The sequence below is a fragment of the Pseudomonas sp. HY7a-MNA-CIBAN-0227 genome (genome assembly GCF_040310325.1).
Taxonomy (GTDB): Bacteria; Pseudomonadota; Gammaproteobacteria; order Pseudomonadales; family Pseudomonadaceae; genus Aquipseudomonas.
The window spans coordinates 115,311-130,528 of the sequence record NZ_JBEOPT010000003.1 but is presented as its reverse complement, the minus strand read 5'-3'; the positions used below and the strand labels follow the sequence as shown (position 1 = coordinate 130,528).

Genomic DNA, 15,218 nt, shown 5'->3' with positions numbered 1-15,218 from the left:
AATGGGCCGAGAGCAGGTTGGAGCCGGCAAGCCGGCTCCAGAAGAGATTACGCTTGAACGAGTGCCTGCTTGCGACTGGCCATCGCCGTCACCGCATAGCCAATCAACGCCGCCAATATCGAACCGGTCAGGATGCCCATCCGGTCCATACCGGCGTATTCACTGCTGCCCGGCACAAATGCCAGCGAGCCGACAAACAGGCTCATGGTGAAGCCGATGCCGCACAGTATCGCCACGCCCAACACCTGGCCCCAATTGGCGCCATTGGGCAGCACGGCAAGGCCGGTTTTTATCGCAACCCAGGTGAAGCCCAGCACGCCGACGGTTTTGCCCAACAGCAGGCCTGCGGCGATGCCCATTGGCACGTGGTGGGTGAAGCTTTCCAGGTTGACGCCGGTCAGCGAGACGCCGGCGTTGGCAAAGGCGAACAGCGGAAGGATCGCGTAGGCCACCCAGGGATGCAGTGCGTGTTCCAGGGTCAGTAGTGGCGAAGGTTCGGCATTTTTGGTGCGCAGCGGGATGCAGAACGCCAAGGTCACACCGGCCAGGGTGGCGTGCACGCCACTCTTGAGCACGCAGACCCACAGGATCAGCCCGACGATCATGTAAGGCCCCAGCTTGACGACACCGAGCCGGTTCATCGCAATCAAGGCGATCAGGCACGCCGCCGCACCGGCCAATGAAGCCCCGGACAGGTCGGTGGAGTAGAATATCGCGATAACGATGATCGCGCCAAGGTCGTCGATGATGGCCAGGGTCATCAGGAACAACTTCAGCGACACCGGCACGCGCTTGCCCAGCAGGGCCAATACGCCCAGGGCGAAGGCAATGTCGGTGGCCATGGGAATCGCCCAGCCGCCTAGGGCTGCCGGGTTGTCCTTGTTCAGCGCCCAGTAGATCAGTGCCGGTACGACCATGCCGCCGATGGCTGCCGCACCGGGCAGTACCACTTGCGAGGGCTTGGACAATTGGCCGTCGAGCACTTCGCGTTTGACCTCAAGGCCGATCAGCAGGAAGAACAGGGCCATCAGGCCATCGTTGATCCACAACAGCGCCGGCTTGGCGATGTTCAGCGCGCCGATTTGTGCGACCACCGGGACGTCGAGAAAGCTCGCGTAAAAGTGCGACAACGGCGAATTGTTGATGATCAGTGCCAAAGCGGCAGCAGCGATCAGAAGCAGACCGCTGGCGGCTTCCAGCTGGAAGAAACGGGTGAAAGTGCTACGCAGAGGCAAGGGATGCTCTCCAATCAAGGTTCAGTAGGGGAGTACCCTAACTCGTACCGTTAGTTGTTAAAACAAAAGTTATATTCTTTTTTGTTATAAGGCGGGTGCTTGGTCGACATTGCGCCAAAGCCTAGCAGTTATGTGTCCAGTTGAGTCTGGACTGTATCTGTGTGAAATGTAGGAAACATCCTAAGATCGAAGCTGAAACCCTTAGAGAAACCGATCATGAGCGACAACCGACCGTGGGCCCGCGAAGCCATTCGCATCATTGAGGCGGACTTCCAGCGCAGTGCCGACACTCACCTGATTCCCCTGCCGCTGCCGGGCTTGCCGGGTATCGAGTTGTACTTCAAGGATGAGTCCAGCCACCCCACCGGCAGCCTGAAACACCGGCTGGCTCGTTCATTGTTCCTCTACGCCCTGTGTAATGGCTGGCTCAAGGCTGGCGCGCCGGTGATCGAGGCGTCCAGTGGCTCCACGGCCATTTCCGAAGCGTACTTTGCCCGTTTGCTGGGCTTGCCGTTTATCGCGGTGATGCCGGCCACCACCTCCCAGGAAAAAATTGCTCAGATCGCCTTCTATGGTGGCAAGAGCCATCTGGTGCAGGACCCCACGCAAATCTACGCCGAGTCTGAGCGTCTGGCCCAGGAAAGTGGCGGTCACTTTATGGACCAGTTCACCTACGCCGAGCGTGCCACCGACTGGCGAGCGAACAACAACATTGCCGAGTCGATCTTCCAGCAGCTGCGTTTCGAGCGCCATCCAGAGCCGAGCTGGCTGATTTCCAGCCCTGGCACCGGAGGCACCACGGCGACGCTGGGGCGTTATGTGCGTTATCGCCAGCATTGCACCCGTGTGTTGTGCGCCGATGCCGAGCGTTCGGTGTTCTTTGACTATTACCTGACCGGGGATGCGAGCTTGCGTTTGGACTGCGGTTCGCGGATCGAAGGTATTGGTCGGCCTCGGGTGGAAGCGTCGTTCCTGCCAAAAGTGATCGACGCGATGGTCAAGGTGCCGGACGCCTTGTCCTTGGCAGCTATGCACTACTTGGCGCAGCGTTTGGGGCGGCGGGTAGGTGGTTCCAGCGGCACCAACTTGATTGGGGCGTTGATTGCTGCGCAGCAGATGAAGGCGGCGGGGGAGTCGGGGTCGATCGTGGCCATCTTGTGTGATGGCGGGGAGCGTTATGGCACCACCTATTACGACCAGGCATGGCTGGCGGGGCAGGGGTATGAACTGGAGGGGTTGATCGCAACCGTTGCGGCCAGTGTCGAGCGAGGAGAGGCGCTGCCGGACAGCGTGTTGCGCGCCAATATTTGAGGGGCAGCGGCAGGCTTTAAGCTACAAGAAAAAGCAGGTCAGCACCTGCTTCTAACTTGCAGCTTGCAGCTTCAGCCCTGGCTGGCCAATATATCCTGGGCCAGCGCCTCGGCAATCCGAATCCCATCGACACCCGCCGACAAAATCCCACCGGCATAACCCGCGCCTTCACCGGCGGGAAACAGGCCTTTCACGTTCACACTCTGCATCGACTCGTCGCGAGTAATCCGCAGCGGCGATGAAGTGCGGGTCTCGATCCCGGTCAGGACCGCATCGTGTAACGAGTAGCCTTTGATCTGCTTCTCGAATGCGGGCAAGGCTTCGCGGATGGCCTCGATGGCGAAGTCCGGCAAGGCCAGGGCCAAGTCACCTAGGGCCACGCCTGGCTTGTAGGACGGTTCGACACTGCCGATAACCGTGGACGGTTTGCCAGCGATGAAGTCACCCACCAGTTGCGCCGGGGCGTCGTAATTGCTGCCACCGAGGATGAATGCGTGGGACTCCAGGCGCTCCTGCAACTCGATGCCCGCCAGGGGGCCGCCCGGATAATCCACTTCGGGGGTTATACCCACCACGATTCCGGAGTTGGCATTGCGTTCGTTACGCGAATACTGGCTCATGCCGTTGGTCACGACACGGTTTGGTTCGGAGGTCGCTGCTACTACCGTGCCGCCAGGGCACATGCAGAAGCTGTAGACCGAACGACCGTTCTTGGCGTGGTGTACCAACTTGTAGTCGGCAGCGCCCAGTTTCGGGTGCCCGGCATACTTGCCCAAGCGTGCGGCGTCGATCAGCGACTGCGGGTGCTCGATACGAAAGCCCACCGAGAACGGCTTGGCTTCCATGTGCACGCCACGACCGTGGAGCATGCGGAAGGTGTCGCGGGCGCTATGGCCCAGGGCGAGGATCACGTGTTTCGAAAGAATCTGCTCGCCGCCATCGATGACGACGCCGTTCAACTGGCCGTCTTCGATCAACACGTCGGTCACGCGCTGTTCAAAGCGCACTTCACCGCCCATGGCGATGATCTGATGGCGCATGTTTTCCACTACGCCAGTGAGCCGGAACGTACCGATGTGCGGTTTGCTGACGTAGAGGATTTCTTCCGAAGCGCCGGCCTTGACGAACTCGTGCAGGACTTTGCGCCCGTGGAATTTCGGGTCCTTGATCTGGCTGTAGAGCTTGCCGTCGGAAAAGGTCCCGGCGCCGCCTTCACCGAATTGCACGTTGGATTCGGGGTTGAGCACGCCTTTTCGCCACAGGCCCCAGGTGTCCTTGGTGCGCTGGCGCACTTCACGGCCACGTTCGAGGATGATCGGCTTGAAGCCCATCTGCGCCAGCAACAGCCCGGCAAAAATCCCGCAGGGGCCGAAGCCGACGACGATTGGCCGCTCGGTCAGACCTTGCGGTGCCTGGCCCACGACTTTGTAGCTGACGTCGGGTGCCAGATTGATGTTGCGGTCATCGGCGAATTTGAGCAGCAGGGCGGCTTCGCCCTTGACGTCCAGATCGACGGTGTAGATGAAGCACAGCTCCGACGTTTTTTTGCGGGCGTCGTAGCTGCGTTTGAACAGGGTGAAATCGAGCAGGTCATCACTGGCGATGCCCAGGCGCTGCACGATGGCGGGCCGCAGGTCTTCTTCGGGATGGTCGATGGAGAGCTTGAGTTCGGTGATTCGTAGCATGACAGGATCCGGTGTGCGGCGTTTGATGAGGCCGGCAGTTTTGCAAACCGGCGATTATAAGCCCCAACGGCGGTTTCCCGTCATGTTAAAACAGCGCCGGGCCGAATCAGTCGTCCCGTGAGCCACCAAACGCTGCGCAGCCACGCTGCACCTGGCCGTTTACCCGCAACTCGGCGCTCATGTGTTGCAGGCTGCCGCTGACGCTGTCGACACAACGCTGTGGGGCGACCCACAGTTCGATGTGCTGGTTGTTGGCTTCGGTCATAAGGTTGAAACGGCCATCACCCAACTGCTCTTCCACATAAGGCACCGGCAACGGCGGCTGGCCTTCACGTATCAGCACCATGCCCTTGGCGGTGACGCTCAGCGACCAGGCTGGCTTGTGGCCATTGGCGCGCAGGATCATGCGCTTGAAGTCGGGGTCGTCACAGGCCGAGGTCGAACGCTCGACGCGATAGAGTTGTTGCAGGTCGACCTGGCCTTGGGTACCGGTGGCGACGCCGGAGAACTTGCCCCGTAGGTCGGCGAACAGCGCGCCTTGCTGGCCGGCCAGGGAGGCCGCTTCCTGGAGGATGCTGGTGCCGCCAGTGTCATTGACCACGTAGTTACGTTGGTCGTGGCAGGGCTGGAACAGCAGTTTATCACCGATGGCCGTTAGCTCACCCTGCATGCGGGTCAGGCCCGTGAGAGAGGGCTTGGCCGGCTCGCTGTCGAACATCTGGCAGGCGGTGAACAGCGGTAGCAGGGCAAAAAGAATGAGGGTACGGGCGGCACGCATTATCGGGTCTCCTGATAAGTGCCGCCACGTTACGCAGGCTGAGGGTGCATCACAAGCCTGGGACACACGTTGAGTTCAACCAATGATGTATGTCTGCCCCGTTTGCATGCCTTCCACACTTTTCGCGTAGGCCAATGCCACATCCGCCGCCGGCACCGGCTTGAAGCCACGAAAGTACGGGGCATAGCTGTCCATGGCTTCCAGCAGCACGTTTGGGCTCACCGAGTTGATGCGCAGTCCCCGTGGCAACTCAATTGCTGCGGCCTTTACGAATGCATCAAGGGCGCCGTTAACCAGGGCTGCCGAGGCGCCCATGCGAATCGGGTCGCGGTTGAGAATGCCGCTGGTAAAGGTGAACGATGCGCCGTCGTTGGCGAACTCACGGCCGATCAGCAGCAGGTTGACCTGGCCCATCAGCTTGTCTTGCAAACCCAGGTCGAAGTCGGTTTCGCTCATGTCCGCCAAGGGCACGAAGTTGACGTTGCCGGCAGCGCAGACCAGAGCATCGAACGTGCCGGTCTGCTGGAACAACGTGCGGATCGAGGCGCTGTCGCTGATATCGACCTGGAAATCGCCGCTTTTGCGACCGATGGTGATCACGTCGTGGCGCTGGGACAGTTCTGCCTTGACCGCCGAGCCGATAGTGCCGCTGGCGCCAATCAGTAGGATTTTCATCGTGTCGTTCCTCCAGTTGTTCAGGTGAGCCTTCAGTCTAGAGTGGTTTTTTCTGCTGATAAGCGCACTAATGGGCAACCTTTGGTTTTCAATTGGAAACAATCCAGTGAGCGAAATGGATGACCTGGCGGCGTTTGCGGTGTTGATCGAAGCTGGCAGCTTTACCTTGGCGGCCCAGCAATTGGGCTGCAGCAAAGGCCAGCTGTCCAAGCGCATCAGCCAATTGGAGGCGCAGTTTTGCGTGGTGTTGCTGCATCGCACCACCCGCAGGCTTAGCCTGACGGCGGCGGGTGCGGCGTTATTGCCTCAAGCCCAAGCACTGGTGGTCCAGGTCGAGCGGGCGCGTCAGGCGTTGGCCCGGCTTAAGGACGATTTGGCCGGTCCCGTGCGTATGACGGTTCCGGTCTCTTTGGGCGAAACCTTCTTCGACGGCCTGTTGCTGGAGTTCTCCCGGCAGTACCCGCAGGTGCAGATTGAGTTGGAGCTCAACAACAGTTATCGCGACCTGGCGCGGGATGGCTTTGATCTGGCAGTGCGTTCAGAAGTTGCCAACGATGAGCGGCTGGTGGCCAAGCCATTGCTGGCCTGGCACGAGATGACCTGCGCCAGCCCGGCCTATCTGGAACAGCATGGCGAGCCGGCGACCCCAGCGGACCTGGTCGGGCATAGCTGTCTGCTCAACAGCCACTACAGTGGCCGCGAAGAGTGGTTGTATCACCAGCAACATGAACTGTTGCGTGTTCGGGTGTCCGGGACCTTCGCTTCCAACCATTACAACCTGCTGAAAAAAGCGGCACTGGTGGGCGCCGGCATCGCGCGTCTGCCGTCATACGTATTGCAGGCGGAATTGGCTGACGGCCGACTGCGCTGGCTCTTGCGCGACTATCAGACTCGCAGCATGCCGATGTATCTGGTCCATCCCTATCAGGGTGGCTTGCCGAGACGCACCCAGGTGCTCGCGGACTACCTGGTGGGCTGGTTCAAACGCAGTGGCGAGGCCCTGGATCAACTTTAGCGGTAGCGCCGGGCAATCAACTGATCAATGGACAAGCGCCCTGGCCCCTTGGACATCAATAGCAGCAGCAGGGCAATCCAGGTGCCGTGGGTCGGGTAGGCATCCGGGTAGACGAACAACTGAATAGTCAGGGCCATGCCTAACAGTGCCAATGCCGAAAAGCGCGTGGCGAACCCTATCAGGATCATGATCGGGAAAAAGTGCTCGGCGAAAGCCGCCATGTGCGCCGCCACTTCCGGCGACAGCAGGGGCACCTGATATTCACTGCGAAACAGCGGCAGGGTGGAATTCGCCAAGCGTGGGACGCCCAGGTTGAACGCGCCGTCGATCAGGTCCACGGCAAAGCCTTCGACTTTGGTCTGGCCGGATTTCCAGAACACTGCCGCAATGGAAAAACGTGCGACAAAGGCGATCAAGCTGTAGGGGATTTTCTCGAAGCACTGGATGACCCGTGCGATCCGGCTCGGTGTATGGGTGTTCATGGTTGTACCTTCTTTTCGGTGTGCAAGTGAGTAATGGCTCCGTGGCCAATCAGCAGCGCCAGACATTTGTGCAGGTCGAATTCGGCGGCTGCGTCGAGGGCGCAAGCCACGGCCATCTCCAGCGGCCAACCGTTGTTCAGGCTGTTGATAAACGCCACCGAACCGATGTCGACGCTGAAGACCTCGACCTCCAGGCCGTTGCGCAGGACCAGGGCTCTTTGTGCATGCAAGGGGTTGAGGGTGGACAGGGATGACTCCGTCTGGTGCGCAGCCCATAACGCCACTACGGCGTAGGCCGAGTTCAAGGTGGCGAGGGACGGGTGTAATTGCAGGCACAGATTTCCCAAAGACGATTGATGCTGCAGATTCGCAATCACGGTTTGCTGATCCAGTGCCGGTGTGTCGGCCGCGTGATAGGCCCTCACCCGCAAGCACTCCAGCCGCGCCATATCGGCCAGGTAAGGCAGGCTGGAAGCGGGTGCAAAACCCTGGATGAAGCTTGCGAAATCACTGCCGTATTCGTTGAGCACCGGGCTAGTGGGAGGGAATGCCTGGACATAAACTCCGGCCATGGCCTGAAAAAACTCATCCCCCACCAGTTGCCGGATAACCGGATAACCATCTGCCAGCGCGTTGATCAAGGAGCTGTGGACGTTGTTGCGATAGACCGCAAAGCGACTGGCCGGATCGGCGCCGTTGCTGCTGAAAATGCCTTCAGGGCATACCGGGTCCGACGCCAGCAGCGCCTTGGCAAACGAGTCCTGCCAGCTCATGAACGCACCTCGATGGCCTGCAGGTACTGGTCGGCCTTGTGCACTTCGGCGTGCAACACGGCAAATGCGGGCACCTGGTTGTCTCGCTCGATCAGGGTGGCAACTGGCCCGATGCGTTCAAGGACGTGCTGATAGAGGCGCCATACGGCGTTATCAATAGGCGCGCCGTGATCATCGATAAGCAGGCGATCACCGAGGCTGTCGGTGTTTTCGGCAAAACCTGCCAGATGAATCTCACCTACGGCATACAGCGGCAAGGCATCGATGTAGGCAAGGGGATCGCGCTGGTGGTTGATGCATGAAACGTACACATTGTTGACGTCCAGTAAGAGGCCGCAGCCGGTGCGACGAACGACTTCGCTGATGAAGTCCGTTTCGTCCAGCGTGGAGCGCCGAAACTGCAGGTACGTCGACGGGTTCTCCAGCAGCATTTGCCGCTTGAGGGTGGTTTGTACCTGATCAATGTGTTCACACACTCGGTCGAGTGCGGCGTTGTCATAGGCCAACGGCAACAAGTCATTGAGAAACACCGGGCCATGGCTGGACCAGGCCAGGTGTTCGGAAAAGGATTGGGGTTGATAGCGTTCGATCAGTGTGGCCAGGCGTGCGAGGTGCTCGCGGTTCAGCGCACCTTCGCCGCCGATGGACAGGCCGACGCCGTGCAGTGACAGCGGATACTGTTCGCGGATCAACCTCAGGTAGTGATGAAAAGGCCCGCCGGCCACCATGTAGTTTTCGGCGTGGACTTCAAAAAAACCGATGTCGGGCAAGGTCTTGAGCACTTGCGTGAAGTGCTCGCTCTTGAGCCCCAGGCCCGCCCGGAGAGGGAGGCCGGGCGCCTGAGCCTGGGAGATGCTGGGCAAAGATGAAAGCGTCATCGTCAGTACTCAGGCTTGCGTGGTTTCAGGACTTGGCTTTGAAGGCTTCCATCTGGCCAAAACCTGTGGGCGAAGTTTTGCTTTCCAAAGTAGTGCAGGTGCCTGTGGGAACCAGATTCCAGGCATCGGCCTGGAAGTCGATTTTCGAGGTGCCGGCACAGGAAGTACCTTTGCCCGCAGCGCAGTCGTTCTTGCCTTTTAAGGCGACGCCGAAGCATTTTTCCATGTCATCGGCTGCGTGGGCGGTGGTGGTCAGGGCGCTCAGGCTCAGGGCTGAACCCAGGGCCAGGACGAGGGTGGCGGCGGACAGTGAGCGAGTGGTGGTGGTCATGGTGTTTCTCCAGCAGTGGGTTGAGTAAGGAAGCGTTTGTGCTTGCTTACACCACTAGAGAAAGGGGGGTAGGGATCGTTACAAACTCGTTTGAAAATAACTCAAACCCGGCCACCCAGAATGATGGGGACGATCCGCGACAGGAACAAAAAAACGACCCGAAGGCCGTTTTTGTAATGCCGTGCTTGGTTAACCGCCCAGATACGCCTCACGCACCTTCGGATCGGTCAGCAGTTGTTCACCGCTGCCCTGCATCACCACCCGGCCGTTTTCCAGCACATAGGCGCGGTCGGCGATTTTCAGCGCCTGGTTGGCGTTCTGTTCCACCAGGAACACCGTTACACCGTCCTTGCGCAGTTGTTCGATGATGTCGAAGATCTGCTGGATGATGATCGGCGCGAGCCCCAGGGACGGCTCGTCCAGGAGCAACAGCTTGGGCTTGCTCATCAGTGCCCGACCGATGGCGAGCATTTGCTGCTCGCCGCCGGACATGGTGCCGCCACGCTGGCTGAAGCGTTCCTTGAGCCGTGGAAAGAGGTGCAACACCTTGTCCATCTGCTCCTGGTAATCGCCCTTGTCGGTAAAGAACCCGCCCATGGCCAGGTTTTCTTCCACTGTCAGGCGGGCAAACACCCGACGACCTTCCGGCACCACGGCAATGCTCTTGCGCATGATGTTCGAGGAATGCTGGCCCACCAGTTCTTCACCCATGTAGCGGATGCTACCGCTGTGAGCCTGGGGCGAACCGCACAAGGTCATCAGCAGGGTGGATTTGCCGGCACCGTTGGCGCCGATCAGGGTGACGATCTCACCCTGGCGCACTTCGACGTTGACGTCATGCAGGGCCTGGATTTTGCCGTAGAAAGTGGAAACGTTTTCGAATTGCAGCATTTACGCTTCCCCCAAATAGGCTTTGATCACTTCCGGATTGTCGCGGATCTGTTCCGGCGTTCCGTCGGCCAGTGGCGTGCCCTGGTTGATCACGACGATGTGGTCGGAAATGCTCATGACCAGTTTCATATCGTGTTCGATCAGCAGCACGGTCGCGTTGTTTTCTTCACGCAGCACACCGATCAGCGCCTTGAGGTCTTCGGTTTCCCTGGGGTTCAGGCCGGCGGCGGGTTCGTCGAGCATGAGGATCCGCGGGCGGGTCATCATGCAGCGGGCAATTTCCAGGCGACGTTGCTGACCGTAGGCAAGAGTCCCGGCAGGACGGTTGGCAAACTCGGTGAGGTTGACCTTGTCCAGCCAGTAAGCGGCGTATTCCATGGCCTCGCGTTCGCTTTTGCGGAACGCGGGGGTCTGGAACAGGCCCGCCAGAAAGTTGGTGTTCAGGTGACGATGCTGGGCGATCAACAGGTTCTCGACCGCCGTCATGTCCTTGAACAAGCGCACGTTCTGGAAGGTGCGCACCACGCCCTTGCGGGCGATCTCGTGGCCGGCCAGGCCCTGAATGGGCTGGCCGTCCAGCAGGATGCTGCCACCGCTGGGCTTGTAGAAGCCGGTCAGGCAGTTGAATACCGTGGTCTTGCCGGCACCGTTAGGGCCGATCAACGCCACGACCTGTTTTTCCTTTACGGTCAGGGCCACGCGGTTGACCGCCAGCAAGCCGCCGAAGCGCATGCTCAAGTTTTCGACTTTCAGGATCTCGCGGCTCATTTGCGCAACTCCATGTGTGGACGTTGCATGGGCAGCAGGCCTTGAGGACGCCAGATCATCATCAGCACCATCATGGCGCCGAACATCAACATGCGGTATTCACTGAACTCACGCATCATTTCCGGCAGCAGGATCATCACGACGGCCGCCAGGATCACGCCCAACTGCGAGCCCATGCCACCCAGTACGACGATGGCGAGGATGATCGCCGACTCGATGAAGGTGAACGACTCCGGAGTCACCAGGCCCTGACGAGCAGCAAAGAAGCTGCCGGCAAAACCGGCGAACGCGGCGCCTAGGGTGAAGGCCGAGAGCTTGATCACGGTAGGATTCAGACCCAGGGCACGGCAGGCGATTTCATCTTCACGCAGCGCTTCCCAGGCGCGCCCGATGGGCATGCGCAGCAGGCGGTTGATCACAAACAGCGCCAGCAGGGCCAGCAACAACGCAACCAGGTAAAGGAAGATCACCTTGTTGATGGAGTTGTATTCCAGGCCGAAGTATTCGTGGAAGGTCTGCATGCCCTCGGCAGCCTTGCGCTCAAACGTTAGGCCGAAGAAAGTCGGCTTGTCGATGTTGCTGATGCCGTTGGGGCCGCCAGTGAGGTCGGTCATGTTGCGCAGCAACAGACGGATGATTTCACCGAAGCCCAGGGTCACGATGGCCAGATAGTCGCCCCGCAAGCGCAACACCGGGAAGCCCAGCAGGAAGCCGAAGGTGGCGGCCATCATCCCGGCGAGTGGCAGGCAGATCCAGAAGCCCCAGCCGAAATAGTGGGACATCAACGCGTAGCTGTAGGCGCCGACGGCATAGAAGCCGACATAACCTAGGTCCAGCAGGCCCGCCAGGCCTACCACGATGTTCAGGCCAAGGCCGAGCATCACGTAGATCAGGATCAGCGTGGCGATATCCACCGCGCCGCGAGAGCCGAAGAACGGCCAGACCAATGCCACCATCACCAGGCCGAGGATGATCCAGCGCTGAGTGCTTGGCAGGGTCAGGAAGTTGCTGGCCTTGGCCGGGATCAGCGGCATGTTGGGCGAGGATTTCCAGGCTGCGCTGATTTGCGCATGGAAAAATACCCGCACGAACATCAGCAGCGAGCACACGGCAATGGTCAGCAGCGTGGCAGTGCTGGTGTTATGAACTTCCAGGTTGATACCGACGATGGTCAGTTTCAAACCCAGAACCGGATAGGCCACGGCCCACACCAGCAAGGCGCTGAACAGCGCCGATTTAAGATTGCGTGTCATACCTTTTCAACCTCCGGACGGCCGAGGATGCCGGTTGGCCGGAACAGCAGCACCAGTACCAGCAAGCCGAATGCGACGACGTCCTTGTATTGGTCGCCGAACACGTCGGCACCGAACGCTTCGGCCACACCCAGCACCAGCCCGCCGAGCATCGCGCCGGGGATACTGCCGATGCCACCGAGAACGGCAGCGGTGAAGGCCTTGAGTCCGACCAGGAAGCCGGCGTTGGGGTTGATTACGCCGTATTGCATGCTCAGCAGCACTGCCGCGACGGCGGCCAGCGCGGCACCGATGACGAAGGTCAGGGCAATGATGTTGTTGGTGTTGATACCCAGCAGGTTGGCCATCTTGATGTCTTCGGCGCAGGCGCGGCAGGCGCGACCCAGGCGTGAACGGGAGATGAACAGGGTCAGGCCGAGCATGGCGATCAGAGTCACCACGAACACCACGATCTGCATGTAGGAAATCAGCACTTCATGTGCGCCACCTGGCCCGAAGGAGATGTTGCCGGGGATCAGGTTGGGGATGGATTTGTCCTTGGAGTCTTGCGCCAGCAGAACGGTGTTCTGCAGGAAAATCGACATGCCGATGGCGGAGATCAGCGGGATAAGACGGTTACTGCCACGCAAGGGGCGATAAGCGATCCGTTCGATACTGTAGCCGTAGGCACTGCAGACGACGATGCTCGCGAGAAAGCCCACGGTCATTAAGAGCGGGACACTGTCGAGTCCCATCATGGTCAGCCCGGCGATGGCGATGAACGCCACGTAAGAGCCAATCATGTACACCTCGCCGTGGGCGAAGTTGATCATTCCAATGATGCCGTAAACCATCGTATAGCCGATGGCGATCAGGGCATACGTGCTGCCAACGGTCAGGCCGTTAACCAACTGCTGGAAGAAGTGATAGATGTCAGGCATTACAGCGCTCCTAAAAACCTGATACGCATTTCACTGGTGGAGTCATTTTCCCGCTCAAGCCCCGTAGATCTGCATCCACTTCGAACATGAGGTTTGCCAGCGAACCGCTGATGACGGTTTTGAGATTTTCAGGTGGGGAGACTTGCGGATCACGCAAGCGCGGCCCATTACATTCGTAAAACAAAGCCCACGGCGCACCGTGGGCTTTGTTGGCAGTCAGTAATGAAGAACCTTACTGAGGGGAAGCTTCGGTTTTAGGTTTGCCGAAGTGCCACTCGTAAACCACAAACTTGAAGTCTTTCAGGTCGCCCTTGGCGTCGAAGCTCAGGTCGCCAGTCGGGGTCTTGAAGGTACCAGCGTGGATGGCTTCAGCCACTTTGGCCGAGTCTTCGCTCTTGGCTTCGGTGATTGCATCGGCGATCACTTTAACTGCGGAGTAGGACGGGAACACGAACGGACCGCTCGGATCTTCCTTCTTGGCTTCGAACGCAGCCTTCAGGGCGACGTTGGCAGGGTCCTGGTCGAAGGATTTCGGCAGGGTCACCAGCAGGCCTTCGGAAGCGTCCTTGGCGATCTGCGAAATGGAGTCGTTACCCACGCCTTCCGGCCCCATGAACTTGGCTTTCAGGCCTTTTTCCTGGGATTGACGCAGGATCAGACCCAGCTCCGGGTGATAGCCGCCGTAGTAGACGAAGTCGACGTTGGCTTGCTTGAGCTTGGCGATCATCGAGGAGAAGTCCTTGTCGCCGGCATTGATGCCTTCGAACACGGCAACTTTCACGCCTTTGCTTTCCAGGGTTTTCTTCACCGCGGTGGCGATGCCTTCACCGTACTGCTGCTTGTCGTGCAGTACCGCGACGATTTTCGGCTTCACGTGGTCGGCGATGTAGTTGCCGGCCGCAGGACCCTGGGCGCTGTCCAGGCCGATGGTGCGGAAGATCATCTTGTAGCCACGGGAGGTGATGTCCGGGCTGGTGGCGGCAGGGGTGATCATGATCACGCCTTCGTCTTCGTAGATGTCCGAAGCCGGTTGAGTGGAGCTGGAGCACAGGTGACCAACCACGAACTTGATGCCGTCGTTGACGACTTTGTTGGCCACAGCCACGGCTTGTTTCGGATCGCAGGCATCATCGTATTCAACGGCTTGAAGCTGCTTGCCGTTGACGCCGCCCTTGGCGTTGATTTGTTCAATGGCCATTTTTGCGCCGCTGAACTGCATGTCGCCGTACTGGGCTACCGGGCCGGTTTTAGGGCCGGCGATGCCAATCTTGATGGTGTCAGCTGCGAACGAATGGCTGGCAACCCCGGCCAGGACCATAGCGGCAAACAGTTTGGAAATCTGCTTAGTAGCCTTATTCATAGTGCTCCACTCTTACTGTTGTATTTTTTATAGTTCTAGCGGCCTTGCGAGCTGCAGAACCGGATCAGATATCTCGGATATCCCCCCGGCAGCACCCTGGCAACTGTACCGGTACAGTGTAGAGCGCCGGTTGATCGCTTGAAAAGCTGGCTGCTGGGGACAAATGCCGGGTATGTCGCTTAAATGAAAGAAAAAGACAGAATAGCGGCGGGGTAATGCCAGAGTTTCGGGCAATCCTTGGCTTTGCTGACACTTTCAATCGATGACTCATTTGCAACTGGGTTTTTCTGACCAAGGCACGACGGTATGATTGCGCCGATTTTTTCCTCAGGTGAACTCCCATGACGCAAGAACCTAGCACCCTCTATGCCAAGCTGCTCGGCGAAACCGCCGAAATTTTCTGGAAGGAGCTTGAGCCGTTCTTTGCCAAGGGTGCCCTATTGTGGGTCGACGCCAGCCTGGATTTGATCGAGGCCGCCGAAGGGATGGCCGAAGATAATCACGAGAAAGTCGCTGCCTGGCTGGCCTCGGGGAGTCTTGGCGAAGTGTCTGCGACGCGGGCATTGGACCTCGTGGCGCGTGATCCAGGTGTATGGGCGGTGGTGGTTTCGCCGTGGATTTTGATCCAGGAAAGAGCATCGTCAAAAACTGACGCTCCAAAATAGTGCGTGTTTTATTCGATAAGAAGTGTGTAGCGGAGTAACCGCAGGCGCGGTGATGGCATCTGGCCGTAGAGAAAGGTCACAGCCGAGGGTGACGTGCGCGTCATGGGAACAGTTTTATCGGTGGCGGAATGCCGGGGGAATTGTTTCTGGGTGTGGCAAGGGCGGTAGATATTTGAAAATTGAAAGACCGCTATAGCA

At 59.1% G+C, this 15,218-nt stretch carries 16 protein-coding genes; 3 read left to right on the top strand and 13 right to left on the bottom strand.

What is annotated here, in order from left to right; all coding sequences use genetic code 11:
• Positions 1–47 precede the first annotated feature (47 nt).
• The gene (nhaA, locus tag AAEZ06_RS06680) at positions 48–1,235 is read right to left on the bottom strand and encodes a Na+/H+ antiporter NhaA (RefSeq protein ID WP_149413039.1); all 1,188 of its coding nucleotides are present in this window, start codon (positions 1,233–1,235) and stop codon (positions 48–50) included.
• Between the two features lie 216 nt (positions 1,236–1,451).
• On the opposite strand from nhaA, the gene AAEZ06_RS06675 reads away from it, so the two are divergent.
• Positions 1,452–2,546, top strand: a complete 1,095-nt coding sequence (locus tag AAEZ06_RS06675) for a PLP-dependent cysteine synthase family protein (RefSeq protein ID WP_502948024.1) — start codon at positions 1,452–1,454, stop codon at positions 2,544–2,546.
• A 71-nt stretch (positions 2,547–2,617) separates the two neighbouring features.
• Here the strand turns inward: AAEZ06_RS06675 and AAEZ06_RS06670 are convergent, their stop codons facing one another.
• From AAEZ06_RS06670 to AAEZ06_RS06660, 3 genes are all read right to left on the bottom strand, one after another.
• Positions 2,618–4,231 carry an NAD(P)/FAD-dependent oxidoreductase gene (locus AAEZ06_RS06670; protein WP_149413041.1) on the bottom strand — a complete coding sequence of 538 codons (1,614 nt, stop codon included), beginning with the start codon at positions 4,229–4,231 and terminating at the stop codon, positions 2,618–2,620.
• Positions 4,232–4,337: 106 nt separating this feature from the next.
• Positions 4,338–5,009, bottom strand: coding sequence for a COG3650 family protein (locus AAEZ06_RS06665; protein WP_149413042.1), 672 nt, complete (start codon positions 5,007–5,009; stop codon positions 4,338–4,340).
• A 75-nt stretch (positions 5,010–5,084) separates the two neighbouring features.
• Complete coding sequence (locus tag AAEZ06_RS06660) at positions 5,085–5,684, bottom strand: short chain dehydrogenase (protein ID WP_350613559.1); 600 nt, start codon at positions 5,682–5,684, stop codon at positions 5,085–5,087.
• 106 nt (positions 5,685–5,790) lie between these two features.
• Between AAEZ06_RS06660 and AAEZ06_RS06655 the strand changes: the two genes are divergently transcribed.
• Entirely contained in the window at positions 5,791–6,699 is a 909-nt protein-coding gene (locus tag AAEZ06_RS06655) for a LysR family transcriptional regulator (protein ID WP_350613557.1), read from the top strand.
• Here AAEZ06_RS06655 and AAEZ06_RS06650 read toward each other — a convergent pair.
• The 9 genes from AAEZ06_RS06650 to AAEZ06_RS06610 all read right to left on the bottom strand — a co-directional run bounded on the left by AAEZ06_RS06650 (position 6,696) and on the right by AAEZ06_RS06610 (position 14,355).
• On the bottom strand, positions 6,696–7,181 hold the full coding sequence (locus tag AAEZ06_RS06650; protein WP_149413045.1) for a DoxX family protein: 486 nt from the start codon (positions 7,179–7,181) through the stop codon (positions 6,696–6,698). The two genes, AAEZ06_RS06655 and AAEZ06_RS06650, sit on opposite strands and share 4 nt — an antisense overlap.
• Complete coding sequence (locus tag AAEZ06_RS06645) at positions 7,178–7,954, bottom strand: HvfC/BufC N-terminal domain-containing protein (RefSeq protein WP_350613554.1); 777 nt, start codon at positions 7,952–7,954, stop codon at positions 7,178–7,180. The genes AAEZ06_RS06650 and AAEZ06_RS06645 overlap by 4 nt, the downstream gene beginning before the upstream one ends.
• Positions 7,951–8,832: an MNIO family bufferin maturase gene (gene bufB / locus AAEZ06_RS06640; protein WP_149413047.1), complete on the bottom strand. Its 882-nt coding sequence runs from the start codon at positions 8,830–8,832 to the stop codon at positions 7,951–7,953. The genes AAEZ06_RS06645 and bufB overlap by 4 nt, the downstream gene beginning before the upstream one ends.
• A 25-nt stretch (positions 8,833–8,857) precedes the next feature.
• Complete coding sequence (locus AAEZ06_RS06635; protein ID WP_149413048.1) at positions 8,858–9,163, bottom strand: BufA1 family periplasmic bufferin-type metallophore; 306 nt, start codon at positions 9,161–9,163, stop codon at positions 8,858–8,860.
• A 189-nt stretch (positions 9,164–9,352) separates the two neighbouring features.
• Positions 9,353–10,054 carry an ABC transporter ATP-binding protein gene (locus tag AAEZ06_RS06630; protein ID WP_133099355.1) on the bottom strand — a complete coding sequence of 234 codons (702 nt, stop codon included), beginning with the start codon at positions 10,052–10,054 and terminating at the stop codon, positions 9,353–9,355.
• Positions 10,055–10,822 (bottom strand): high-affinity branched-chain amino acid ABC transporter ATP-binding protein LivG, encoded by a 768-nt coding sequence (livG, locus tag AAEZ06_RS06625; RefSeq protein ID WP_149413049.1) that lies wholly within the window; start codon positions 10,820–10,822, stop codon positions 10,055–10,057.
• On the bottom strand, positions 10,819–12,075 hold the full coding sequence (locus tag AAEZ06_RS06620; RefSeq protein WP_149413050.1) for a high-affinity branched-chain amino acid ABC transporter permease LivM: 1,257 nt from the start codon (positions 12,073–12,075) through the stop codon (positions 10,819–10,821). Before AAEZ06_RS06620 ends, livG begins: the two co-directional genes overlap by 4 nt.
• Positions 12,072–12,995 (bottom strand): high-affinity branched-chain amino acid ABC transporter permease LivH, encoded by a 924-nt coding sequence (gene livH / locus AAEZ06_RS06615; protein WP_149413051.1) that lies wholly within the window; start codon positions 12,993–12,995, stop codon positions 12,072–12,074. Before livH ends, AAEZ06_RS06620 begins: the two co-directional genes overlap by 4 nt.
• Before the next feature lie 232 nt (positions 12,996–13,227).
• On the bottom strand, positions 13,228–14,355 hold the full coding sequence (locus AAEZ06_RS06610) for a branched-chain amino acid ABC transporter substrate-binding protein (protein WP_133099351.1): 1,128 nt from the start codon (positions 14,353–14,355) through the stop codon (positions 13,228–13,230).
• 341 nt (positions 14,356–14,696) lie between these two features.
• On the opposite strand from AAEZ06_RS06610, the gene AAEZ06_RS06605 reads away from it, so the two are divergent.
• Positions 14,697–15,020, top strand: a complete 324-nt coding sequence (locus AAEZ06_RS06605) for a DUF2288 domain-containing protein (protein WP_149413053.1) — start codon at positions 14,697–14,699, stop codon at positions 15,018–15,020.
• Positions 15,021–15,218 lie beyond the last annotated feature (198 nt).